Below are 20,838 nucleotides of genomic sequence, written 5' to 3'. Positions count from 1 at the left end.
CGGGGTTCAAGACGCCGCGGGCGAGACAAAGATGGCGGCCGGCAGGAGGGCGCAATGCGAAAATCTCGTCGGTGCGGGATGCCAGGATCGGTATCCCGCACCGCACCGACGAGCCCCTGTGCCGGGTTCTTCGACGCCGGCATCCGCCCCCGCGGATTCGAAACAGTCCTTTTCCCTTACGTCAGACGATTTTCCAGACGTTCGGGCAGGCGAATTTTGGTGCGGCTCTGCCATCGTTTTCCCGTGGCAGTTCCGAGCCTGTCACGAGCCAGTGTCACGCCATGTGATCCGGCTTGTCAACGAAAACTTGTGGCTTTTTCTGTCTTCTTGCCCGAATCCTTTAGGATTCCTTGTGAACTGTGGCCGATTTGCCTTAGAAGCAGTCAGTAGCGCAACAATCCGATTGGGCGAACCCGATGATGCATTCGAAGCGACATGGCGAAATCCTGCGTCTCCTGCAGGAAGAGGGCACCGTCACCATCGCCAGCCTGGCCGACCGGCTGGGCGTCTCGCTGGAGACCGTGCGCCGCGACGTCAAGCCGCTGACCACTGACGGTTCGATCCTGAAGATGCATGGCGCCGTCGGCCTGCCGTCGATGGCCGGCGAGGCGCCATTCGAGCGGCGCATGCGCGAGAATGCCGATGCCAAGCGCGCCATTGCCCGCATGGTTGCCGCGACCATCCGCGACGGCGAATCGATCATGCTAGACACCGGCACCACCACCTCTTTCCTGGCTCGCGAACTGCTCGGCCACCGACGGCTGACGGTGGTCACCAACTCTTCCGACATCGCCCGCACGCTGGCTACGGTCAACGGCAACAAGGTCTATATGGCCGGCGGCGAACTGCGCAGCGATTCGGGCGCCGCCTTCGGCGTCTCGGCCATCGAATTCGTCAGCCGGTTTTCCGTCAGCCATGCGGTGATCTCCATCGGCGCGGCCGATGCTGTCACGGGCCTCATGGACTATGATCTGGAAGAGGCGGAATTCGCCCGCATGGTGCTGTCGCGCGGCCAGCGCACGCTTGTCATCACCGACCACACCAAATTCGGCCGCCAGGGCCTGGTCCAGGTCTGCGGCTTCGACGGTTTTTCCGAACTTGCCACCGACCGGTCGCCGCCGCGCGACATTGCCGCTGCACTGGGGCAAGCCGGCGCGCGGCTCAGCATTGTCGGCGACGAGAGCGGGATTTAACCGAAAACCAGCGATTGGTGGGCGCATACGCCCGCGAAGGCGCCATCTGATACGGCGAAGGCGACGTTGTGCATCGATCGTGCCGCGTCTCCGGCGGCATAGACACCTGGGACTGTCGTCTGCTGGCGGTCGTCGACGGTGATCACTGGACCGAGAAGACCTTCCGTGAAGCTGCAGCCGAGCTGTTCGGCAACCGGACTCGCCATGGTGTTGCGCGGCGCGGTGAACAGCGCCTTGACGCCGCCTTTGCGGCCGTCTTCGAGACTGACGGTCAGCCCGCCCGAACCATCCTTTTCCAGTTCGGCCACGCCGGCCGGCTCAAGCCGCACGTTCCGCCTTTCCAGCGCAAGCATCTGTTCCGCGTCAGGCTCGAACACGCCGTTTGCGAACAGCGTGACGTCGCCCCAGTCGGCGATCAATTGCGCCTGATGCACCGCCATCGGTCCGGTTGCCAGCACGCCAAGCGGCCCGCCGGCCACCTCGAAGCCATGGCAATAGGGACAATGCAGCACGCTCTTTCCCCAATGCTCGGCAAGCCCGGGGACATCGGGCAGGATATCGCGCACGCCGGTGGCAAGAACCAGCCGTGCCGCGCCGAATGTCTCGCCGCGATCCGTGGTGATCTCGAAGCCGGCACCGACGGCAGCGGCCTCGTCCGCCAACCCGGCGACGAGCTTGGCTGTCGGATAGGCCAGCAGCTGCCGCCTTGCATCGTCCAGGATTGCGCCGGGTGCGCGCCCATCCTGTCCGAGGAACCCGTGCGAATGCTCGGCAAAACGGTTGCGCGGCTGGCCGGCGTCGATCACCAGGACGTTGCGCCGGGCTCGTGCCGCCTGGATGGCGGCGGACAGGCCGGCAAAGCTGCCGCCCACGACAATCAGATCATACTGCATGGCTGGTCACTCCAATCAACTCGTAACGGCGGCGGAAATCGGCGGCGAGATCGGCGAGCGTGATGCGGCTGAGTTTTTCCGCCAGCAGCCTCTCGGCCTCGACACGAAAATCATCGAGCGCCGCTATCACCGCTTGTTCGACAAGGCAGCCGGGGCTTTCCGGCTCGGTGCCGAACGGCAGCAGCGTTTCGCCAAGCGCGGCGCTGATCTCGGCCAGCGAAATTCTCTCGGGCGCGCGGCCAAGCTGCCAGCCGCCACCATGGCCGCGCGCCGAGGTGACGATGCCGGCGTCGCGCAAGCCGGCGATGGTCCGTCGGACCACGACCGGGTTTGTGTGGATGAATGTGGCGAGCTGCTCGGAGGTCAGCGCGTGTTCCTGCGTCTCGGCCATATGGACGAGAATGTGCAGGGTCGACGACAGTCTGCTGTTTCGTTTCATGTAACTTAGTTAGTTACAATTCTTGCGATCGTCAAGTGATGTCGACCGCCCACTTCCCAGCGCCGCCTCCGCCGTGTTTAGTCCGGCGATGGCCTTCACCATCCGCCAGCTGCAGTTCTTCATCGCCGTCGCCGAGCAGGGCACGGTGTCGGGCGCTGCGCAGAACCTGTCCATCTCGCAATCGTCGGTCACCGAAGCGATCAAGGAGCTCGAAAGCGATCTCGGCGTCGAACTGTTCGAGCGCCACCCGCGCGGCCTCAACATCACCCACAAGGGCCATCAGTTCCTGCGCCACGCGACAAAGATCCTTGCCGACGTTTCCGACGCGCGCCGCTCCTTCTTCGGCGATCAGGCGGTTGCAGGCGGCCGTCTCCAACTCGGCGTCACCTCACTGGTCGCCGGCTATGTGCTGTCCGACCTTCTCGCCCGCTACCGCCGCGCCTATCCGGGCGTCGAGATCTCGGCCATCGAGGACAATGGCGATTACCTCGAACATCTGCTGATCGGCGGCAAGCTCGACATCGCCGTCATGGTCACCTCGAACCTGCGCGACCGCACCGCCCTGCAATCCGAAATTCTCGAAGTCTCGGCCTATCGGCTATGGCTGCCGCTTGGCCATCCGCTGTCCGGCGCCGACATCATCGGCATTGGCGATATCGCCTCGGAGCCGCTGATCATGCTGACCGTCGATGAGATCGAGGAGAATACCGGAAAACTGCTGGCGGCGATCGGCGCTAAGCCGCATGTCGCCTTCCGCACCCGCTCGGTCGAAGCGGTGCGCAGCCTCGTCGCTACCGGCGCCGGCGTGGCGCTGCTGCCCGACCTCGTCTACCGGCCATGGTCGCTCGAAGGCGACCGCATCGAATCGCGCGATATTTCGGGCTCCTTGCCGGTTGTTCAGGTCGGCACGGTCTGGCGGCGCGGCTCCGGCCTGCCCCAGGCCGCGCGCGACTTCATCGGGCTTGCACAATCGCAGCGCATGGTCCGTCAGCGGCCGGAGAAGATTGGTCGTTAGTCTATCGGAAAAACCGATATCGCCTTTCTGACAAATGAATTTGCGAAACCGGAAATTTCACAGCACTTTCACAATCAGGGACCAAAGCCGCCGCGAGAGTGCGGCCCCTCAAATGGGAGATCGACGATGAACTCATTCCTGAAGTCGTGCACTGCATTGACGGTCGCGCTGGCCTTCTCCGGCCAGGCGATCGCCCAGGTCAAGGAACTCGGCAAGGGCGAAAGCCAGGTCAACATTGTCGCCTGGCCCGGTTACATCGAACGCGGCGAAACCGACAAGAACTATGATTGGGTCACGTCTTTCGAGAAGAACACAGGCTGCAAGGTCAACATCAAGACCGCCAACACCTCCGACGAGATGGTTGCGCTGATGAATGAGGGCGGCTTCGACCTCGTCACCGCCTCGGGCGACGCTTCGCTGCGCCTCGTCGCTGGCAAGCGGGTCCAGCCGATCAACACCGATCTCATCCCGAGCTGGAACACGGTCGACGACCGGCTGAAGGATGCGCCGTGGTTCACGGTTGGCGGCGTCCACTACGGCGCCCCCTACCAGTGGGGACCGAATGTGCTGATGTACAACACCGAGGTGTTCAAGGAAGCGCCGAAGAGCTGGAACGTCGTCTTCGAGGAGATGGCCTTGCCCGACGGCAAGTCGAACAAGGGCCGCGTCCAGGCCTATGACGGGCCGATTCACATCGCCGACGCTGCCAATTATCTGATGTTCCACAAGCCGGAGCTCGGCATCAAGGATCCTTACGAGCTGACCGAGGATCAGTACAAGGCCGCCCTCGATCTGCTGCGCGTCCAACGCACGCTGGTCGGACGCTACTGGCATGACGCTGCCATCCAGGTCGATGACTTCCAGAACGAAGGCGTCGTCGCCTCCGGTTCATGGCCCTATCAGGTCAACACGCTGATTGCCGCCAAGAAGCCCGTCGCTTCGACCATTCCCCAGGAAGGCGTCACCGGCTGGGCCGACACGACCATGCTGGCGGCCGACGCAGCCCACCCGAACTGCGCCTATATGTGGATGGAGCACTCGCTGTCGCCGAAAGTGCAGGGCGATGTCTCCGCCTGGTTCGGTTCGCTCCCTGTGGTGCCGGCTGCCTGCAAGGGCAACGAATTGCTCGGCGACGAAGGCTGCAAGACCAACGGCTTCGACAACTTCGAAAAGATCAAGTTCTGGAAGACGCCGGTGTCGAAGTGCGCCACCCAGGACCAGTGCGTGCCTTACTATCGCTGGGTGTCGGACTATATCGGCGTCATCGGCGGGCGGTGAGTTCGTCTCGCTCGTTGTGAGAGTGCAGCCCTGCCCTCACCCTTATCCTCTCCCCGTGAAGAACGGGGAGAGGAGGATCGCGAGCGTTGCGGCTAGCCCCTTGTCCCCGTCACTATACGGGGAGAAGGTGCCGGCAGGCGGATGAGGGGCAGCGCCGTCGCCTGAAATTTGATCAGCCTGGGACAGCCCATGACCTCCGCCGTTTCGTTCGCCAGAGTCTCGCGCCATTTCGGCAGCGTGCGCGCCGTCGACGTGGTCGACCTCGATATCGCGCCGGGCGAGTTCTTCGCCATGCTTGGACCTTCGGGTTCCGGCAAGACGACCTGCCTGCGGTTGATCGCCGGCTTCGAGCAGCCGACATCGGGGTCGATCTCTATTTTCGGCGAACGCGCCGAAGGCGTCCCGCCCTATCGCCGCAACGTCAACACCGTCTTCCAGGACTACGCGCTGTTCCCGCATCTGAACGTGCTCGACAACGTCGCTTACGGCCTGATGGTCAAGGGCGTCGGCAAGCCCGAGCGGCAAAAGGCGGCGGAGGAGGCGCTTTCGCTGGTCCGGCTTCCCGGCTACGGCGCCCGCCGTCCCAGCCAGCTTTCTGGCGGACAGCGCCAGCGCGTCGCACTCGCCCGCGCGCTGGTCAACCAGCCCAAGGTGCTTCTGCTCGATGAGCCGCTTGGCGCGCTCGACCTCAAGCTGCGCGAGAACATGCAGGAGGAGCTGAAGTCGCTGCAGAAGGCGCTCGGCATCACCTTCGTCTTCGTCACCCACGACCAGGGCGAGGCGCTGTCGATGGCCGATCGCGTCGCCGTCTTCAACGACGGCAAGGTCACGCAGATCGGCACGCCGGAAGACATCTACCAGCGCCCGAAGACGCGCTTCGTCGCCGATTTCGTCGGCTCGTCCAATGTGCTGCCGCCGGATTTCGTCCAGCGCTATTCCGGCCAGCATCGCTGGGGCAGCCTGCGCCCTGAATCCATTCGCATCGGCCGGGCGGCGAAGGGCGATGGCGTTGCCGCTCGTCTCGTCTCGACCAATTATCTCGGCGCCACGACCAGACTGGCGCTCGACGCCGACGGCTTGCGCCTGCACGCCATCGTGCCGGCCGGTGCCGCCTTGCCGAAGGAAGGTGAGGCGGTCGTGCTCAACTTCAACCGCGAGCATTTGCATCTTATGGACGAGCCGGCATGATGGCGCTTTCGGCAACTGTCGCTAATAGCCGAGGCAAGGCGCTTCACGGCGCCCCCCTCTGTCCTGCCGGACTGGGGGAGATGTCCGGCAGGACAGAGGGGGGCGCGAAGGAACGCAACCGGTCGAAGAAACCATGACTCTGACCGCTGCCCAGGCAAAACCTGCCCCAGCCCTCCTTCCTCGCGCGCGCGGCTTGCGCGGCGCGCTGTCGGACCTGTTCTGGCGCAGGCCCAAGCTCCTGCTGCTGTTGATGCTGCTGCCGCCGGTGTTGTGGCTCGGCATCGTGTATATCGGCTCGCTGTTCGCACTGCTCTTGCAGAGCTTTTTCTCCATCGACGAGTTCTCCGGCCTCATCAACCGTGAATTCACGCTGAAGACCTATGGCGATCTGCTGCAGGCCGCAAATCTCGACATCATCTTGCGCACGGTGACGATGGCGGCCCTGGTCACGTTCGCCTCCGCGATCATCGCCTTTCCCATCGCCTATTACGCGGCGCGCTATGCGCGCGGCCGCTGGAAGGCGCTGTTCTATCTCGGCATCATGCTGCCGTTGTGGTCGAGCTATCTGGTCAAGATCTACGCCTGGAAGCTCATCCTCGCCAAGGAAGGCATCCTGACCTGGCTGCTCGCCAAGCTGCATCTTCTATGGCTGCTCGATGCCTGGCTGTCGCTACCGATCGTCGGCGGCAATTCCCTGTCGGTGTCGTCCACCGGCACCTTCATCGTCTTCGTCTACGTCTGGCTGCCCTTCATGATCCTGCCGGTGCAGGCGGCACTCGAGCGCGTGCCCGGCAACCTGGTCGAGGCCTCGTCCGATCTCGGGGCCTCGCCCGGCCAGACCTTCCGCAACGTGCTGTTCCCGCTGGCGCTCCCGGGCATCGTCGCCGGCTCGATCTTCACGTTCTCGCTGACGCTCGGAGATTACATCATCCCGCAGATCATCGGCACCTCGCGGCTGTTCATCGGCCAAGCCGTCTATTCGCAGCAGGGCACCGCCGGCAACATTCCGCTCGCCGCCGCCTTCACCGTGGTGCCCATCGTCATCATGGGCTTCTACCTCTGGGGCGCCAAGCGCATGGGGGCCTTCGATGCGCTCTGATGGCTCACCATCCGCTCCTCTCGGCCTGAAGATCGCCGCTGCCTGCGGCTTGTTGTTCCTGCATCTGCCGATATTCCTGATCTTCATCTATGCCTTCACGACCGAGGAAAGGAGCTTCGTCTGGCCGCCGCCGGGGCTGACGACGCAATGGTTCGCCGTCACCTGGAACCGCCCGGACGTGTGGCAGTCGCTGTCGCTGTCGGTCCGTGTCGCCGCTATCTCGACACTCGTCGCCCTGGTCCTCGGCACGCTCTGCGCGGCCGCCGTGTCGCGAACACGGTTCTTTGGCCGCGAAACCATCTCGCTGCTGGTCATCCTGCCGATCGCGCTGCCCGGCATCATCACCGGCATCGCGCTGCGTTCAGCCTTTTCGCTGGCCGAGATTCCGTTCTCGTTCTGGACGATCGTGCTCGGCCACGCCACCTTCTGCGTCGTCGTTGTCTACAACAACGCTGTCGCCCGGTTTCGCCGCACCTCCGGCTCGATGATCGAGGCATCAATGGACCTTGGCGCCGACGGCTTCCAGACCTTCCGCCATGTCGTGCTGCCCAACATCGCCACGGCCCTGCTCGCCGGCGGCATGCTTGCCTTCGCGCTGTCGTTCGACGAGGTCATCGTCACCACCTTCACCGCCGGCCAGCAGCAGACGCTGCCGATCTGGATGCTGGAAGAGCTGATCCGTCCGCGCCAGCGCCCGGTCACCAATGTCGTCGCCATGGTCGTGGTGCTGGTGACGCTGCTGCCCATCCTCGTCGCCTATTACCTCACCCGCGACGGCGACCAGATCGCCGGTTCGGGCAAATGACGTCAAGAATCCATAAGGGAGAGACTTCCATGGACACCAAAATGCTGATCGGCTCGAAATTCGAGAAGGGCACCGAAACCGAGGAGCCGATCCTCAATCCGAAGACGGGGGCCACCATCCTCAACCTGCCCGAAGCGAGCCAGGCGCAGATCGAGGCAGCGGTGCTGGCGGCCGAAAAGGCCTTCGTCACGTGGTCGCGCACCACACCGGCGCAGCGCTCCGGCTATCTCCTAAAAATCGCCGATCGCATCGAGGCCGCGGCACAAGATTTCGCTGCCCTCGAGGCGCTCAATTGTGGCAAGCCAATCAATGCCGTGCTCAACGACGAGATCCCGGCGATCGTCGACTGCTACCGCTTCTTTGCCGGCGCTGTCCGCTCGATGCCCGGCCAGGTCGCCGGCGAATACATCCCCGGTCACACTTCGATGGTCCGCCGCGATGCCATCGGCGTCGTCGCCTCGATCGCGCCATGGAACTATCCGCTGATGATGATGGCCTGGAAGCTGGCGCCGGCGATTGCCGGCGGCAACACCGTCGTCTTCAAGCCGTCGGAGCAGACGCCGCTGACCTCGCTGAAGCTGGCGAAGATCCTCGCTGAAATCCTGCCGGAAGGTGTCGTCAACGTTGTGCTCGGCCGCGGCGACAGCGTCGGCAACACGCTGATCAACCACCCGAAAGTCAACATGATTTCGATCACCGGCGACGTCGCCACCGGCAAGAAGGTGCTGCAGGCCGCAGCCAAATCGGTCAAGCGCACGCATCTCGAACTCGGCGGCAAGGCGCCGGTCATCGTCTTCGACGATGCCGACCTCGGCGCGGTGATCAATGGCCTGCGCGCCTTCGGCTACTACAATGCCGGCCAGGACTGCACTGCCGCCTGCCGCATCTATGCCGGCAAGAAGATCTACGACAAGCTCGTCGCCGACCTTTCCTCCGCCGTCTCAACCATCAAATACAACCGCCCCGACGACACCGAGAACGAGATCGGGCCGCTCATCTCACGTCGCCAGCGCGACCGCGTCTCGAGCTTCGTCGAGCGCGCCTCGGAACTGAAGCACATCGAGATCACCACCGGCGGCAAGCCGGGCGAGGGCTCCGGCTTCTTCTACCAGCCAACCGTCGTCGCCGGCGCGCTGCAGGAAGACGAGATCGTGCGCCGCGAAGTATTCGGGCCGGTTGTCTCCGTTACCCGCTTTTCCGAGGTCGACGAGGCGGTGAACTGGGCCAATGACAGCGACTATGGCCTCGCGTCCTCGGTGTGGACCAAGGATGTCTCGCGCGCCATGGCGACAGCCGCTCGGTTGCAATATGGCTGCACCTGGATCAACACCCATTTTATGCTGACCAATGAGATGCCGCATGGCGGGCTGAAACAGTCCGGCTACGGCAAGGACATGTCACTCTATGCCTTGGAAGACTACACGGCCGTCCGCCATGTGATGGTTGCGCACGGGTAGTCTCCCTTCTCCCTGTTGACGGGAGAAGGTGGCCCGAAGGGCCGGATGAGGGGCAGCACAAGCCTTTGGCAAGCTGGCGCCACCCCTCATCCGCCTGTCGGCATCTCTCCCGGTCACCGCGAGAAGAACTGCTACTCCACGATGCAATAGATGTTCCATAGGCTGGTGCCCGACACGACATAGGGCTGCTGCCTCGTGCAGCGCCCCTGCACAGCGTTTGGCACGTGCCGGGCCGTCGAAGCGCGACATCATCAGCTCGCCATGCATACCTGCCGCGCTGCCACCATGGCGCCCGACCAACAGCCGCCATGTTTCCTGAAAGCGTTGGTTGCGCTCGCTCCCCATGCGGTCGCCGAGCCGCGCCGTATCATTGATGCGGGTCGCCAGAAGAGCGGCCAGCACGCGCTCCGCCTCAGCCACGGCGCGCTCGCCGGTCAGCAATTCCTCGATCAGGTCGGCAACCCGTTCCACATCGCCAGTCCAGATCGGATGATCGCGCCCGGGCACCTCGACCAGCCGCGCATTCGCGATCTTCGTGGCCAGGAAGCGGCTGGCGTCGGGATCGACCGCGCTTCGTTGCGGCGATGGATCAGCAGCGTCGGAGCGCAGATCGCCGCCACGACGCCGCGTACGTCTATCGCGGCATTCATGCGCGCCAGGGCGGCGGCCGCCGTCGGGCTTGCCGGACAGCCGCTCGAAGTGACCCCGCCATGCTTCTTTCCGCCCTTCGCGCCCAGCGCCTTCCGCAGCCGGGTCTTTGCCATCGTCTAGGAGTTCATCGGCTGCCTCACCTACGGCAATACGCATGACGCGGACGGCATTGCCGATCACCAGCGGGGCGTTTCTGGCCTTTAAGTCCGGTTGGCATCTTCTATTGCCCAACTATGGATGCCGCCGACCGCGCCGACGTTATCGGGTCGGTGTGACGCAGGACGATCCTCCATGCGCCATCCTCCCGCCGGAAGATGGTGGTGGTCCGAAGCGCAATCGGCACCACTGTTTCGGCACCGCCGACTTTCGATTGGAACCGCTCGATCTCGATGATGTATCCCAAGTCCGCCGTGGCGTACTCGGAGATGCGCTCAAAGCCAATGATCTCGCCGTCCCGGTAGTTGGTGGCAGCTCGATTCATCGTCTCAGCCGCTTTTGTCCATCCCTTAGCCGGTGGACCGAACGGGTTCGCGATTATCACGTCGTCGCGACGCGAATAGAGGCTCTTTAGGGGCTCAGGATCGCCCTTCACAAAAGCGCCCAACGCCAGATGGTCCTGCTCGATGAATTTCGTTAGGTCGGAGTTCAACATTTCAACGCCCACCAAACTTGGTTACCAAAAAACCAATCATATCGCACATGAATGGCGAGAGCGAGCGGCGCGCCAAGACCGCCGGATTTCAAACTGAGACACTACCCAGCCGCGAGAACGCCGAAAGCCGCTTCAACAGACGGCTGTAGCCTCGTCTTCCCAATGCAGGTCGAGGTTTGAGATGAAGCCCGGCACGAAGACGAGATCGAACGAGCCTTGGCCGACCACCTGATAGGCGATCCGCACGTCGCCGCTAAGGGCATATCGAGTTTCGATCGGCCTCACGCAAATGTCCCGCCCGGCCAGACGATTTCTTGTCGCCAACTATAGCAGAGGCGTACCGTTTGCGGCAGCCAAACTTTAGAGAGTGGGTATATAAGACCTTTGGCGACCGGGAGGCGGTTGTCGGACTATTTCTGCGGAGCGGCGCTCTCGGCCTGCGCAGGCCCACGCCCGGTGTAGCCGATGCTCGTATCGGCCTGTTCTGGGGTCTTGGGCCGCTTGATCTTGGCGGAAGCAGCCACAACGAGTTCGTTGAAGCCTTCACCGCCGCCGTCCAGCATCTCGAATAGCTGCCGCCGCATCCTCGGCTCCCAGAACTTGTTGATGTGCTCGGCAACGCCGGCAATGCCTTCCTCGCGCGGCTTGGAATGGAAGAAATCGGCGATCTGGTTGGCCATGCGCACCAGCTTTTCCCCGGTGCTCATGATGTGTTCTTCGTCATGCGACATGCTTGGCAACTCCGGAAACCACACGACTGGGGTGAGTGAAAATATCGAAATCATCGCCGCGCACCAGCGCCACCAGCGTCATGCCGGCCTCTTCTGCCGTGCGGATGGCAAGCGCGGTCGGCGCCGAGACGGCGATGATGAAGGCGGCGCCGATGGCCGCTGTCTTCTGCACCATCTCCACCGACACGCGCGACGTCACGACCACGGCCCCTGATGCGCCGTCGATGCCGGCTCTCGCCAGCGCACCGGCCAGCTTGTCCAGCGCATTGTGGCGGCCGACATCCTCGCGCGCCATGACGATGCCTTTGCCGGGGATGTAGAAACCGGCGGCGTGGACCGCACCGGTCTCGGCGTGCAACGGCTGCACCTTGGACAGCAGCTTGACCGAGCGGACGATATCGTCGGCTGCGAGCGTAAGATTCGAACCGACGGCGTCGACCGAGCGCATCGCCACCTCGATCGACTCGATGCCGCACAGCCCGCAGCCGACCGGGCCGGCCAGCCGTCTGCGCCGCGCCTCGAAGCGCGTATTGGCCTGGTCCTTCAGCCTGATCTGGATGTCGATCCCGGCGCCGTGATCCTCGACCTCGATCGCCTCGATTTCTTGCGGGGTGGCGATGATGCCTTCGGTCAGGGAGAAGCCGAGCGCGAAATCCTCGAAATCGGCGGGGCTCGCCATCATCACCGCGTGCGTGGTTCCGGCGAAGGAGAACGCCACCGGCGTTTCCTCCGGAACCATGCGGTTCGCGGCTGTGGTGCCGCTGGCGCGATGCGCCAGCCGGGAGATCTGCGTCGTTGCTTTGCGGCGCGCGGCCAAGACTACTCCGCCGCTTCCAGCGGGGCGATGCGCCGGCTCTGGCGGGCCTGCTCGTTATAATCCCTCTGCCATTCGGTCGGCCCGTTGGACGGCGCCACCTGCACGGCCGTGACCTTGTATTCCGGACAGTTGGTCGCCCAGTCCGAGAAGTCGGTGGTGATGACGTTGGCCTGCGTGTCCGGGTGGTGGAAGGTTGTATAGACCACGCCCGGCGACACCCGGTCGGTGATCAGCGCGCGCAGTGTCGTCTCGCCGGAACGGCTCGCCAGCCGCACCCAGTCGCCTTCGCGGATGCCGCGGTTCTCGGCATCGTGCGGATGGATCTCCAACCGGTCTTCGGCGTGCCACATCACATTCTCGGTGCGCCTGGTCTGCGCCCCGACATTGTACTGCGAGAGAATCCGGCCCGTAGTGAGTAGCAGCGGGAAGCGCGGGCCGGTCCTTTCGTCCGTCGCTACATATTCGGTGCGGATGAACTTGCCCTTGCCGCGCACGAAACCATCGATATGCATGATCGGGGTTCCGAGCGGCGCCTTCTCGTTGCAGGGCCATTGCACGGATCCGACACGGTCGAGCAGCTCGAAGGAGACGCCGGCGAAGCTCGGCGTCGTTTTGGCGATCTCGTCCATGATCTCGGAGGGATGCTGATAGTTCCAGTCCAGCCCGACCGCACGGGCAAGCTCCTGCGTCGCCTCCCAATCGGCGTAGCGCGCCTTCGGCTCCAGAACCTTGCGCACCATGTTGATGCGGCGCTCGGCATTGGTGAAAGTGCCGTCCTTCTCGAGGAAGGTCGAGCCCGGCAGGAAGACATGCGCGTAGTTCGCCGTCTCGTTGAGGAAGAGGTCGTGCACGACCACGCATTCCATCGCGGCGAGGCCGGCGGCGACATGCTTGGTGTCGGGATCGGACTGCAGAATGTCCTCGCCCTGGATGTAGATGCCCTTGAAGCTACCGTCGACGGCGGCATCCAGCATGTTAGGAATGCGCAGGCCCGGCTCGTCGTCCAGCTTCACACCCCACAGGCTTTCATAGATGTCGCGCACGGCTTCGCCGGAGATATGGCGATAGCCGGGCAACTCGTGCGGAAAGGAGCCCATGTCGCACGAGCCCTGCACATTGTTCTGGCCGCGCAGCGGGTTCACGCCGACGCCCGGCCGGCCGATATTGCCGGTGGCCATGGCCAGGTTGGCGATCGCCATCACCGTGGTTGAGCCCTGGCTGTGTTCTGTCACACCGAGGCCGTAATAGATCGCGCCGTTGCCGCCGGTGGCGTAGAGACGTGCCGCGCCGCGGATCAGCTCGGGATCGACGCCAGACAATCTGCCGACGGTTTCTGGGCTGTTTTCCGGCAAGGCGACGAACGAAGCCCAGTCCTGGAACTCCGCCCAGTCGCAGCGTTCGCGGATGAAGGCTTCGTCGAAAAGACCTTCGGTGACGATGACATGCGCCAGCGCCGTCAGCACCGCCACGTTGGTGCCGGGCTTCAGCGGCAGGTGATAGGCCGCTTCGATATGTGCCGACTTGACCATCTCGGTGCGACGCGGATCGAGCACGATCAGCTTGGCGCCTTGGCGCAGCCGCTTCTTCAGCCGCGAGGCGAACACCGGATGGGCGGCAGCGGGATTGGCACCGATGATGACGGCAACGTCGGTGTAATCGACAGAGTCGAAGTCCTGCGTGCCGGCCGAGGTGCCGTAGGTCTGGCCGAGCCCGTAGCCCGTCGGCGAGTGGCAGACGCGCGCGCAGGTGTCGACATTGTTGTTGCGGAAGCCTTGCCGCACCAGCTTCTGGACGAGATAGGTCTCCTCGTTCGTGCAACGCGAGGAGGTGATGCCGCCGATCGCGGTGCGTCCGTACTGGTACTGGATACGGCGGAATTCCTTGGCCGTATGGGCAATCGCCTCTTCCCAGCTCACCTCCCGCCAGGGATCGGTGATCTTTTCCCGGATCATCGGCGACAGGATGCGGTCCTTATGGGTAGCATAGCCATAAGCGAAACGACCTTTCACGCAGGAATGGCCGTGGTTCGCCTTGCCCTCCTTGTAGGGCATCATGCGAATGACCTCGTCGCCCTTGACCTCGGCCTTGAACGAGCAGCCGACGCCGCAATAAGCGCAGGTGGTGACGGCCGAGCGCTCCGGCAGGCCCTTGGCAAGTACTGATTTCTCGCGCAGCGCATCGGTCGGACAGGCCTGCACGCAGGCGCCGCAGGACACGCATTCGGACGCGATGAAGTCCTCGTGCATGCCGGCGACCATGCGTGATTCGAAGCCGCGGCCCTCAATGGTAAGCGCGAAGGTGCCCTGCACCTCCTCGCAGGCCCGCACGCAACGCGAGCAGACGATGCATTGCGCGGGATCATAGGTGAAATAAGGATTGGATTCATCGCGGGCGATGTAGTCGACCGCCAGCGAACCATGGCCGGGCGCTACGCCGTTCTCCTGCTTGACGTGGTTGCGGCCGTCAACGCCATAGCGGTTCTCGGTCAGACCGACCGTGCTGGCGACCTTGTCGAACTCGCTGGCGCCTGTGCCGGCCTTCTCGTTCCAGCCGGTCGGGTGGTCGGAGACATAGAGTTCCATCACGCCGCGGCGGATGGCGTTGAGGCGGTCGGTTTGCGTGTGCACGACCATGCCTTCGCCGACCGGCGTCGTGCAGGAGGCCGGCGTACCGCCGCGTCCATCGATCTCGACGAGGCAGACCCGGCAGGAGCCGAACGAGTCCAGCATGTCGGTCGCGCAGAGTTTGGGGATTTCGACGCCCGCTTCCATCGAAGCGCGCATGATCGAGGTCCCCGCCGGCACGGTCACCGACTTGCCGTCGACCGTCAGCGTCACCTGCTGTTCCGCTTCCGAAGCGGGCGTGCCGTAGTCGATTTCCTGGACCAGCGATTTGATGTCGAATGCCGCGTTCATGCCTGTCCGCTCCTATTCCGCTGCTTCGGCGACCGGCGTCGGCCGAAAGTCGTCGGGGAAATGGTTGAGTGCACTCATCACCGGATATGGGGTGAAGCCGCCCAGAGCGCAAAGCGAGCCGAACTTCATCGTGTTGCAAAGGTCGGTGACCAGCGCGATCTGCTTCTCGGGTTCGATGTTCTGAGCGAGCCGGTCCAGCACCTCAACGCCGCGCGTCGAGCCGATGCGGCAGGGCGTGCACTTGCCGCAGCTTTCGATGCTGCAGAATTCCATGGCGAAGCGCGCCTGCTTCAGCATGTCGGCGCTGTCGTCAAACACGACGAGGCCGGCATGGCCGATCAAGCCATCCTTGGCGGCGAACGCTTCGTAGTCGAACGGCGTATCGAACAGCGCGCGCGGGAAATAGGCGCCGAGCGGGCCGCCGACCTGCACGGCCTTGACCGGACGTCCTGTCGCGGTGCCGCCGCCGATATCATCAACGATCTCGCCCAGCGTCATGCCGAACGCAGCCTCATAGAGACCGGGATATTTGACGTTGCCGGCGATCTGGATCGGGATGGTGCCGCGCGAACGGCCCATGCCGAAATCCTTGTAGAAGGCTGCCCCCTTATCCATGATGACAGGCACCGAAGCCAGCGAGATGACGTTGTTGATCACCGTCGGCTTGCCGAACAGGCCCTTGTGCGCCGGCAGCGGCGGTTTGGCTCGCACCTGCCCGCGCTTGCCTTCGAGGCTGTCGAGCAGCGAGGTCTCCTCGCCGCAGACATAGGCGCCGGCACCGACACGGACTTCCATATCGAAGCTATTTGGAGAACCCAGCACGTTAAGGCCGAGCAGGCCGGCCTTGCGGGCGATCTCGACGGCTTTCTGCATGACCGCTACCGCGTGCGGATATTCCGAGCGGATATAGATGAAACCCTTGGCAGCGCCCGTCGCGATGCCGGCAATGGTCATGCCTTCGATCAGCACGAACGGGTCGCCTTCCATGATCATGCGGTCGGCGAATGTGCCCGAATCACCCTCGTCGGCATTGCAGACGATATATTTGCGGTCGGCCGTGGTATCGAGCACCGTCTTCCATTTGATGCCGGTCGGGAAGCCGGCGCCGCCACGTCCGCGCAGGCCGGACTCGGTCACTTGGCTGACGACATCGGCCGGCGTCATGGCCACCGCGTTTTGCAGGCCCTTCAGCCCGCCATGCGCCTTGTAATTGTCGAGCGACAACGGATCTGTGACGCCGCAACGCGCGAAAGTCAGGCGCGTCTGCTTGGCCAGGAACGGGATCTTGTCGGGTGCGCCCAGCCAGCGCTTGTGGTAGCCGCCGGTGAGGAAACCGCTGTCGAACAGGCTTTTGACGTCGGAAGGCTTCACCGGCCCGTACGCGACGCGGCCCTTGTCTGTCGCCACTTCGACCATCGGCTCGAGGAAATAGGCGCCGCGCGAACCATTGCGCACGATCTTGGCCTCAATGCCGCGATCGGCCAGTTCCGCATGAACCCCCTTGGCGACCTTCTCCGCACCGAGCGCCAGTGCACCGGAATCGCCGGGAATGTAGATGCGCGGGATCATGAACGTACCTCGGCAACGATCTCGTCGAGTTTTTCGTCATTGAGCCGGCCGATCACTTCGCCGTCCAGCATCGCCGATGGCGCACAGGCGCAAAGGCCGAGGCAATAGACTGGTTCCAGCGTCACCGAACCGTCGCGGGCCGTCTCGTGGAAGCCGATGCCCAGCAATTGCTTGAGTTTGGCGGCGATCAAGTCCGAGCCCATCGATTGACAGGCTTCCGCCTGGCAAAGCTTCAGCACATGCCGCCCGGCCGGGTGGCGGCGGTAGTCATGATAGAAGGTAACGACGCCGTGCACCTCCGCCTTGGAGATGTTCAACGCCTCGGCGATTACCGGCAGCGCGTCCAGCGGCACATGACCGAACTCTTCCTGGATGCCGTGGAGGATCGGCAACAGCGGGCCTTCGAGGCCCTTCAGCTCCTGGACGATCGCCGCCGTGCGCGACGCGATCTCGGTACTTGCAGGCTGCATCGTCATGCAGCGCCCTCCCTGGTCGTAGTAATCTTCCGCTAAGTGCTTAGGAAATCAGAGGAAACCCACCAAATCAATAAAGCTGATCCGTTGCTCGATAGAAATCTTCTATCGATGCCGGCCGTCCGGCAATCTCTAGCTTACTGGCGGGCGCGGAAATCGTCTGCCAGCGCCATCGCCTCGTCGAGCAGCGCCGAGACCAGCGGTGTGTGAGGCTCGCGCGGTGTCGCCACCAGCCCAACGGTGTGGCTGGCATCCGGCTCGACGATCGGAATGGCCCGGATCGGCTCCGAAAAGCCGAATGTTTCCGAGAGGTTGAGCGGCATGATCGACGACCATTTGCCAGTACGAATATGCGAGAACAGTACGATCATCGAATTGGATTCGAGCGTCGGCCGCACCTGTGTGCCGGCCTCGGCAAGGTGCTGGTCGATGATGCGGCGGTTCTGCATGTCCGGCGTCAACAGGCAAAGCGGCAGCTGGCTGAGCTCCGCCCATGTCACTTTGTCGCGCTCGGAATAGGGGTTTCCGACCGCGGTGATCAGCTGATAGCGCTCGTCATAGAGCGGCACGCTGATCACCCGCCCCAGCGGCTCGTTGTCGAGATAGGTGATGCCGGCGTCGATGTCGAAATTGCCGAGGAGCGACAGCACCTCGATCGAGGTGCGCGACAATACCGAGAAGGTGACGCCGGGATGTTTTGCCCGAAAAGGTGTCGTCAGCCGCGCCACCATGGCCAGCGCCGTCGGGATGGCGGCGATGCGGATGCGCCCCGAGAGGCCGTGGCGCGCCGCCCGCATCTCCTCGCGCATGGTGCGGGTGTCGCCGACGATGCGGCGCGCCCACACCAGCACCTGTTCTCCCTCCGGCGTCAGCCCCTGAAAGCGTGATCCACGCAGAACCAGCATCACGCCGAGCTGGCCCTCCAGCTGCTTGATGCCGGCCGAAAGCGTCGGCTGGGTGACGCCGCACACCTCCGCCGCCCGGCCGAAATGCTCTTCCCTGGCCAGCGCGATGAAGAATTCCAGCTTGTCGATCATGAGCGGACGCTACCCGGCCAAGTGAGGCTGCGCCAGATGCATGCTGTTTTGCTTGGCGAAATCCTCATGCGGCAAAGCTTCGCCGCCGTCCAAGCCTACCTGTCCACAAGGTTCAGAATGTTGCCGTCAGGATCCTTGAACCATGCGACCTTCATGCCGTAGCCGACATGGACATCGCCTTCCATCGTCAAGCCTGGCATCTCATAGTGCTCGAAGGCGACGCCCTTCGATTTCAGCGAATTGACGATATTGCCGATCTCGTCGCCGACCATCCAGGTCACCGCCGTCGCCTTGTTGGTTCCGGCGAACTTCGAGTGATACACATTGATGCTGGTGTCGCCGGATTTGTAGACGATCAGTTCGCCACCCTCGTTGTGAACCTCCGTCAGGCCCAGAACGTCTTCATAGAAGGCCTTGGCCTTGGCCAGGTCCTTCACCGCGAGATTGGCCGTTGCGTTGCTGTTTGCGAGCATGATTGGTCTCCTTTCCTTGCTGGCGAGCACGCCCGAAGCCCTGCAACAAGATAGGGCTGCTTCGTCTTCCGGCGACCGCAGCTTGCGCTATCGGCGTGCCTCTTCCCTAAGGACGTTTCGACTCCCGCAAATCCCTACGAGCAGACGCCAAGTTTTTGAAGCTATGGCCCGTGCGTGTCGTTCCGCCGCTTGGTTCTGTTCGGGAACTGCATTATCTCAGGCGGAAAACAGAGGAAAAGCTGATGCCCGCCGTCCAGGAAAACGTTAGCAAGGAAATCGTCATCGAGCGCCTGAAGACGGTCAACGGACCGGATTTCACCGGCAACATCGTCGACCTCGGCATGGTTTCCGAAATTTTCATTGCCGATGCCAAGGTGTTCTTCTCGATCACGGTGCCGGCTGCCCGGGCCCAGGAGATGGAGCCATTGCGCGCCGCCGCCGAGCGTGTCGTCAAGGCGATCCCCGGTGTCGCCGGCGCCGTGGTTGCCCTCACTGCGGAAAAGAAGGGGGGCGGCATGGAGGCTCCGGTTCCGCAGAGACCCGCCCCCAGGCCCGCGCCGCCGGCCGCACCCGCTGCCGCGCCACGTCCGGCCCCGCATGCTCCAGCCTCGCACAGCCAGGGCAAGCGCGGCGTGCCCGGCATCGAGGCGATCATCGCTGTCGCTTCCGGCAAGGGCGGCGTCGGCAAGTCGACCACTGCCGTCAACATGGCGCTTGGCCTCGCCGCCAACGGCCTGAGGGTAGGCGTGCTCGACGCCGACATCTACGGGCCGTCCATGCCGCGGCTGCTCAACATCCATGGCCGGCCGCAGACCGTCGACGGCAAGGTCCTGAAGCCGATGGAGAATTACGGCCTGAAGGTCATGTCGATGGGCTTCCTCGTCGATGAGGAGACGCCGATGATCTGGCGCGGGCCGATGGTGATGTCGGCATTGACGCAAATGCTGCGCGAGGTCGAGTGGGGTCCGCTCGACGTGCTCGTCGTCGACATGCCGCCCGGCACCGGCGACGCGCAGCTGACCATGGCCCAGCAGGTGCCGCTGGCCGGCGCCGTCATCGTCTCGACGCCGCAGGACCTGGCCTTGATCGATGCGCGAAAAGGCCTCAACATGTTCAGGAAGGTCGACGTGCCGCTGTTGGGCATCGTCGAGAATATGAGCTATTTCCTCGCCCCCGACACCGGCAAGCGCTATGACATCTTCGGCCATGGCGGCGCGCGCCGCGAGGCCGAGCGTCTCGGCGTGACTTTCCTCGGCGAAGTACCGCTCGAAATGGGCATCCGCGAAAGCTCGGATGCCGGCACGCCGGTGGTGGTCTCGAAGCCCGATGGCGCCGAGGCGAAGATCTACCGCGATATCGCCTCGAAGGTCTGGGGCAGAGTCAACGAAGAACGCGGCGCGGCCGAGGCTGCCGTGCCGAGCATCGTGTTTGAGTGATCCCCCCCTTGAGGGGAGGGTGCCTCGCGTAGCGAGGCGGGAGGGGTCGCGTCAACTGCCCCGACCTTCAACTGGGACTAAGAGAGGTGGAGCGCGTCGCCGCGGACCCCACCCGGCCTACGGGCCACCCTCAAGGGGGAGGGGAGCCGCCGACCTTCTCGCCAAAACTCGAAAAAAACTGCCCGGCCAGTTTCTTCGACGTCGATTCGATCAGCCGGCTGCCGAGCTGGGCGATCTTTCCGCCGACATCGGCCTTGGCCGCATATTTCAGGATTGTCGCCTCCGGCCCATCGGCGGTCAGCGTCACATCGGCGCCGCCTTTTGCGAAGCCGGCGATGCCGCCCTTGCCCTCGCCCTGGATGGTGTAGGAATGCGGCGGGTTGAGGTTCTTCAGCATCACCTCGCCGTTGAACGTCGCCTTGATCGGGCCGATCTTGAGCATCACGGTCGCCCCCAACTCGGTGTCGGACTTCTTTTCGAGGCTCTGGCAGCCCGGAATGGTCTGCCTCAGAACGTCCGGGTCGTTCAGCGCTTCCCACACCTTGTGCAGGGGTGCGGCGATGCGTTCCTCGCCTTCGATCACCAAAGCCATCAAAATCTCCCGGACACGAATTGACAAACCCCGATCCCGTCTAGCGTGGGGCCCGATGTATGTCTATCGCACCAAAGTCCGGAATCGGATGGCGCGTGCCTCTTGCCTGCTCTCGCGCGTTGTCA

21 protein-coding genes are annotated in these 20,838 nt (G+C 63.6%); 9 read left to right on the top strand and 12 right to left on the bottom strand.

Annotated elements, in window-relative coordinates:
- The first annotated feature begins 416 nt into the window (after positions 1-416).
- Positions 417-1,193, top strand: coding sequence for a DeoR/GlpR family DNA-binding transcription regulator (locus EN807_RS01340; protein ID WP_127318215.1), 777 nt, complete (start codon positions 417-419; stop codon positions 1,191-1,193).
- On the opposite strand, the gene EN807_RS01335 is transcribed toward EN807_RS01340, so the two are convergent.
- Entirely contained in the window at positions 1,190-2,086 is an 897-nt protein-coding gene (locus EN807_RS01335) for an NAD(P)/FAD-dependent oxidoreductase (protein WP_135933590.1), read from the bottom strand. The two genes, EN807_RS01340 and EN807_RS01335, sit on opposite strands and share 4 nt — an antisense overlap.
- A complete protein-coding gene (locus EN807_RS01330; RefSeq protein ID WP_135933589.1) occupies positions 2,076-2,525 on the bottom strand; it encodes an Rrf2 family transcriptional regulator in 450 nt (149 codons plus the stop codon). Before EN807_RS01330 ends, EN807_RS01335 begins: the two co-directional genes overlap by 11 nt.
- An 88-nt stretch (positions 2,526-2,613) precedes the next feature.
- On the opposite strand from EN807_RS01330, the gene EN807_RS01325 reads away from it, so the two are divergent.
- The 7 genes from EN807_RS01325 (at position 2,614) to EN807_RS35370 (ending at position 10,138) form a co-directional block, all read left to right on the top strand.
- Positions 2,614-3,540, top strand: coding sequence for a LysR substrate-binding domain-containing protein (locus tag EN807_RS01325; RefSeq protein WP_127318221.1), 927 nt, complete (start codon positions 2,614-2,616; stop codon positions 3,538-3,540).
- A gap of 126 nt (positions 3,541-3,666) precedes the next feature.
- On the top strand, positions 3,667-4,818 hold the full coding sequence (locus tag EN807_RS01320; protein WP_135933588.1) for an ABC transporter substrate-binding protein: 1,152 nt from the start codon (positions 3,667-3,669) through the stop codon (positions 4,816-4,818).
- A 189-nt stretch (positions 4,819-5,007) separates the two neighbouring features.
- A complete protein-coding gene (locus EN807_RS01315; protein ID WP_135933587.1) occupies positions 5,008-6,006 on the top strand; it encodes an ABC transporter ATP-binding protein in 999 nt (332 codons plus the stop codon).
- 133 nt (positions 6,007-6,139) lie between these two features.
- Positions 6,140-7,105, top strand: coding sequence for an ABC transporter permease (locus EN807_RS01310; RefSeq protein ID WP_135933586.1), 966 nt, complete (start codon positions 6,140-6,142; stop codon positions 7,103-7,105).
- A complete protein-coding gene (locus EN807_RS01305; RefSeq protein WP_065005983.1) occupies positions 7,095-7,910 on the top strand; it encodes an ABC transporter permease in 816 nt (271 codons plus the stop codon). Before EN807_RS01310 ends, EN807_RS01305 begins: the two co-directional genes overlap by 11 nt.
- 29 nt (positions 7,911-7,939) lie before the next feature.
- Entirely contained in the window at positions 7,940-9,367 is a 1,428-nt protein-coding gene (locus tag EN807_RS01300) for a gamma-aminobutyraldehyde dehydrogenase (RefSeq protein ID WP_127318205.1), read from the top strand.
- A 261-nt stretch (positions 9,368-9,628) separates the two neighbouring features.
- The gene (locus EN807_RS35370; RefSeq protein WP_189522315.1) at positions 9,629-10,138 is read left to right on the top strand and encodes a hypothetical protein; all 510 of its coding nucleotides are present in this window, start codon (positions 9,629-9,631) and stop codon (positions 10,136-10,138) included.
- Between the two features lie 100 nt (positions 10,139-10,238).
- On the opposite strand, the gene EN807_RS01290 is transcribed toward EN807_RS35370, so the two are convergent.
- The 9 genes from EN807_RS01290 to EN807_RS01250 all read right to left on the bottom strand — a co-directional run bounded on the left by EN807_RS01290 (position 10,239) and on the right by EN807_RS01250 (position 18,685).
- Complete coding sequence (locus EN807_RS01290) at positions 10,239-10,682, bottom strand: nuclear transport factor 2 family protein (protein WP_246683992.1); 444 nt, start codon at positions 10,680-10,682, stop codon at positions 10,239-10,241.
- A 120-nt stretch (positions 10,683-10,802) separates the two neighbouring features.
- Entirely contained in the window at positions 10,803-10,955 is a 153-nt protein-coding gene (locus EN807_RS01285; RefSeq protein WP_245477779.1) for a hypothetical protein, read from the bottom strand.
- A 125-nt stretch (positions 10,956-11,080) separates the two neighbouring features.
- Complete coding sequence (locus EN807_RS01280; protein WP_135933585.1) at positions 11,081-11,401, bottom strand: formate dehydrogenase subunit delta; 321 nt, start codon at positions 11,399-11,401, stop codon at positions 11,081-11,083.
- The gene (fdhD, locus tag EN807_RS01275) at positions 11,391-12,218 is read right to left on the bottom strand and encodes a formate dehydrogenase accessory sulfurtransferase FdhD (RefSeq protein ID WP_135933584.1); all 828 of its coding nucleotides are present in this window, start codon (positions 12,216-12,218) and stop codon (positions 11,391-11,393) included. Before fdhD ends, EN807_RS01280 begins: the two co-directional genes overlap by 11 nt.
- A gap of 2 nt (positions 12,219-12,220) precedes the next feature.
- Positions 12,221-15,133, bottom strand: a complete 2,913-nt coding sequence (gene fdhF, locus EN807_RS01270; RefSeq protein WP_135933583.1) for a formate dehydrogenase subunit alpha — start codon at positions 15,131-15,133, stop codon at positions 12,221-12,223.
- A gap of 12 nt (positions 15,134-15,145) precedes the next feature.
- Entirely contained in the window at positions 15,146-16,702 is a 1,557-nt protein-coding gene (locus EN807_RS01265) for an NADH-quinone oxidoreductase subunit NuoF (RefSeq protein WP_135933582.1), read from the bottom strand.
- Positions 16,699-17,178, bottom strand: coding sequence for a formate dehydrogenase subunit gamma (locus EN807_RS01260; protein ID WP_135933581.1), 480 nt, complete (start codon positions 17,176-17,178; stop codon positions 16,699-16,701). The genes EN807_RS01265 and EN807_RS01260 overlap by 4 nt, the downstream gene beginning before the upstream one ends.
- Before the next feature lie 134 nt (positions 17,179-17,312).
- A complete protein-coding gene (locus EN807_RS01255; protein WP_135933580.1) occupies positions 17,313-18,212 on the bottom strand; it encodes a LysR family transcriptional regulator in 900 nt (299 codons plus the stop codon).
- A gap of 95 nt (positions 18,213-18,307) precedes the next feature.
- Positions 18,308-18,685 (bottom strand): VOC family protein, encoded by a 378-nt coding sequence (locus EN807_RS01250; RefSeq protein WP_135933579.1) that lies wholly within the window; start codon positions 18,683-18,685, stop codon positions 18,308-18,310.
- 242 nt (positions 18,686-18,927) lie between these two features.
- Here EN807_RS01250 and EN807_RS01245 point away from each other — a divergent pair, with 242 nt between their 5' ends.
- Positions 18,928-20,121, top strand: coding sequence for an Mrp/NBP35 family ATP-binding protein (locus EN807_RS01245; RefSeq protein ID WP_135933578.1), 1,194 nt, complete (start codon positions 18,928-18,930; stop codon positions 20,119-20,121).
- 130 nt (positions 20,122-20,251) lie between these two features.
- Here the strand turns inward: EN807_RS01245 and EN807_RS01240 are convergent, their stop codons facing one another.
- Positions 20,252-20,713, bottom strand: coding sequence for a carbon monoxide dehydrogenase subunit G (locus EN807_RS01240; protein WP_135933577.1), 462 nt, complete (start codon positions 20,711-20,713; stop codon positions 20,252-20,254).
- Between the last annotated feature and the right edge of the window lie 125 nt (positions 20,714-20,838).

The organism is Mesorhizobium sp. M5C.F.Ca.ET.164.01.1.1, from assembly GCF_004792125.1.
Classification (GTDB): Bacteria; Pseudomonadota; Alphaproteobacteria; order Rhizobiales; family Rhizobiaceae; genus Mesorhizobium; species Mesorhizobium wenxiniae.
Note: the sequence above shows the minus strand (reverse complement) of the source record. Positions and strands in the feature narration are given on the sequence as shown.

What these genes read in the sequence shown, in the direction of transcription:
- EN807_RS01260 (WP_135933581.1), bottom strand. Translation starts at nt 17,178, where the DNA reads ATGACGATGCAGCCTGCAAGTACCGAGATCGCGTCGCGCACGGCGGCG.
- EN807_RS01245 (WP_135933578.1), top strand. Translation starts at nt 18,928, where the DNA reads ATGCCCGCCGTCCAGGAAAACGTTAGCAAGGAAATCGTCATCGAGCGC.
- EN807_RS01300 (WP_127318205.1), top strand. Translation starts at nt 7,940, where the DNA reads ATGGACACCAAAATGCTGATCGGCTCGAAATTCGAGAAGGGCACCGAA.
- EN807_RS01280 (WP_135933585.1), bottom strand. Translation starts at nt 11,401, where the DNA reads ATGTCGCATGACGAAGAACACATCATGAGCACCGGGGAAAAGCTGGTG.
- EN807_RS01305 (WP_065005983.1), top strand. Translation starts at nt 7,095, where the DNA reads ATGCGCTCTGATGGCTCACCATCCGCTCCTCTCGGCCTGAAGATCGCC.
- EN807_RS01255 (WP_135933580.1), bottom strand. Translation starts at nt 18,212, where the DNA reads ATGATCGACAAGCTGGAATTCTTCATCGCGCTGGCCAGGGAAGAGCAT.
- EN807_RS01330 (WP_135933589.1), bottom strand. Translation starts at nt 2,525, where the DNA reads ATGAAACGAAACAGCAGACTGTCGTCGACCCTGCACATTCTCGTCCAT.
- EN807_RS01310 (WP_135933586.1), top strand. Translation starts at nt 6,140, where the DNA reads ATGACTCTGACCGCTGCCCAGGCAAAACCTGCCCCAGCCCTCCTTCCT.
- EN807_RS01265 (WP_135933582.1), bottom strand. Translation starts at nt 16,702, where the DNA reads ATGATCCCGCGCATCTACATTCCCGGCGATTCCGGTGCACTGGCGCTC.
- fdhF (WP_135933583.1), bottom strand. Translation starts at nt 15,133, where the DNA reads ATGAACGCGGCATTCGACATCAAATCGCTGGTCCAGGAAATCGACTAC.
- EN807_RS35370 (WP_189522315.1), top strand. Translation starts at nt 9,629, where the DNA reads ATGCATACCTGCCGCGCTGCCACCATGGCGCCCGACCAACAGCCGCCA.
- EN807_RS01325 (WP_127318221.1), top strand. Translation starts at nt 2,614, where the DNA reads ATGGCCTTCACCATCCGCCAGCTGCAGTTCTTCATCGCCGTCGCCGAG.
- EN807_RS01335 (WP_135933590.1), bottom strand. Translation starts at nt 2,086, where the DNA reads ATGCAGTATGATCTGATTGTCGTGGGCGGCAGCTTTGCCGGCCTGTCC.
- EN807_RS01250 (WP_135933579.1), bottom strand. Translation starts at nt 18,685, where the DNA reads ATGCTCGCAAACAGCAACGCAACGGCCAATCTCGCGGTGAAGGACCTG.
- EN807_RS01320 (WP_135933588.1), top strand. Translation starts at nt 3,667, where the DNA reads ATGAACTCATTCCTGAAGTCGTGCACTGCATTGACGGTCGCGCTGGCC.
- EN807_RS01240 (WP_135933577.1), bottom strand. Translation starts at nt 20,713, where the DNA reads ATGGCTTTGGTGATCGAAGGCGAGGAACGCATCGCCGCACCCCTGCAC.
- EN807_RS01315 (WP_135933587.1), top strand. Translation starts at nt 5,008, where the DNA reads ATGACCTCCGCCGTTTCGTTCGCCAGAGTCTCGCGCCATTTCGGCAGC.
- EN807_RS01340 (WP_127318215.1), top strand. Translation starts at nt 417, where the DNA reads ATGATGCATTCGAAGCGACATGGCGAAATCCTGCGTCTCCTGCAGGAA.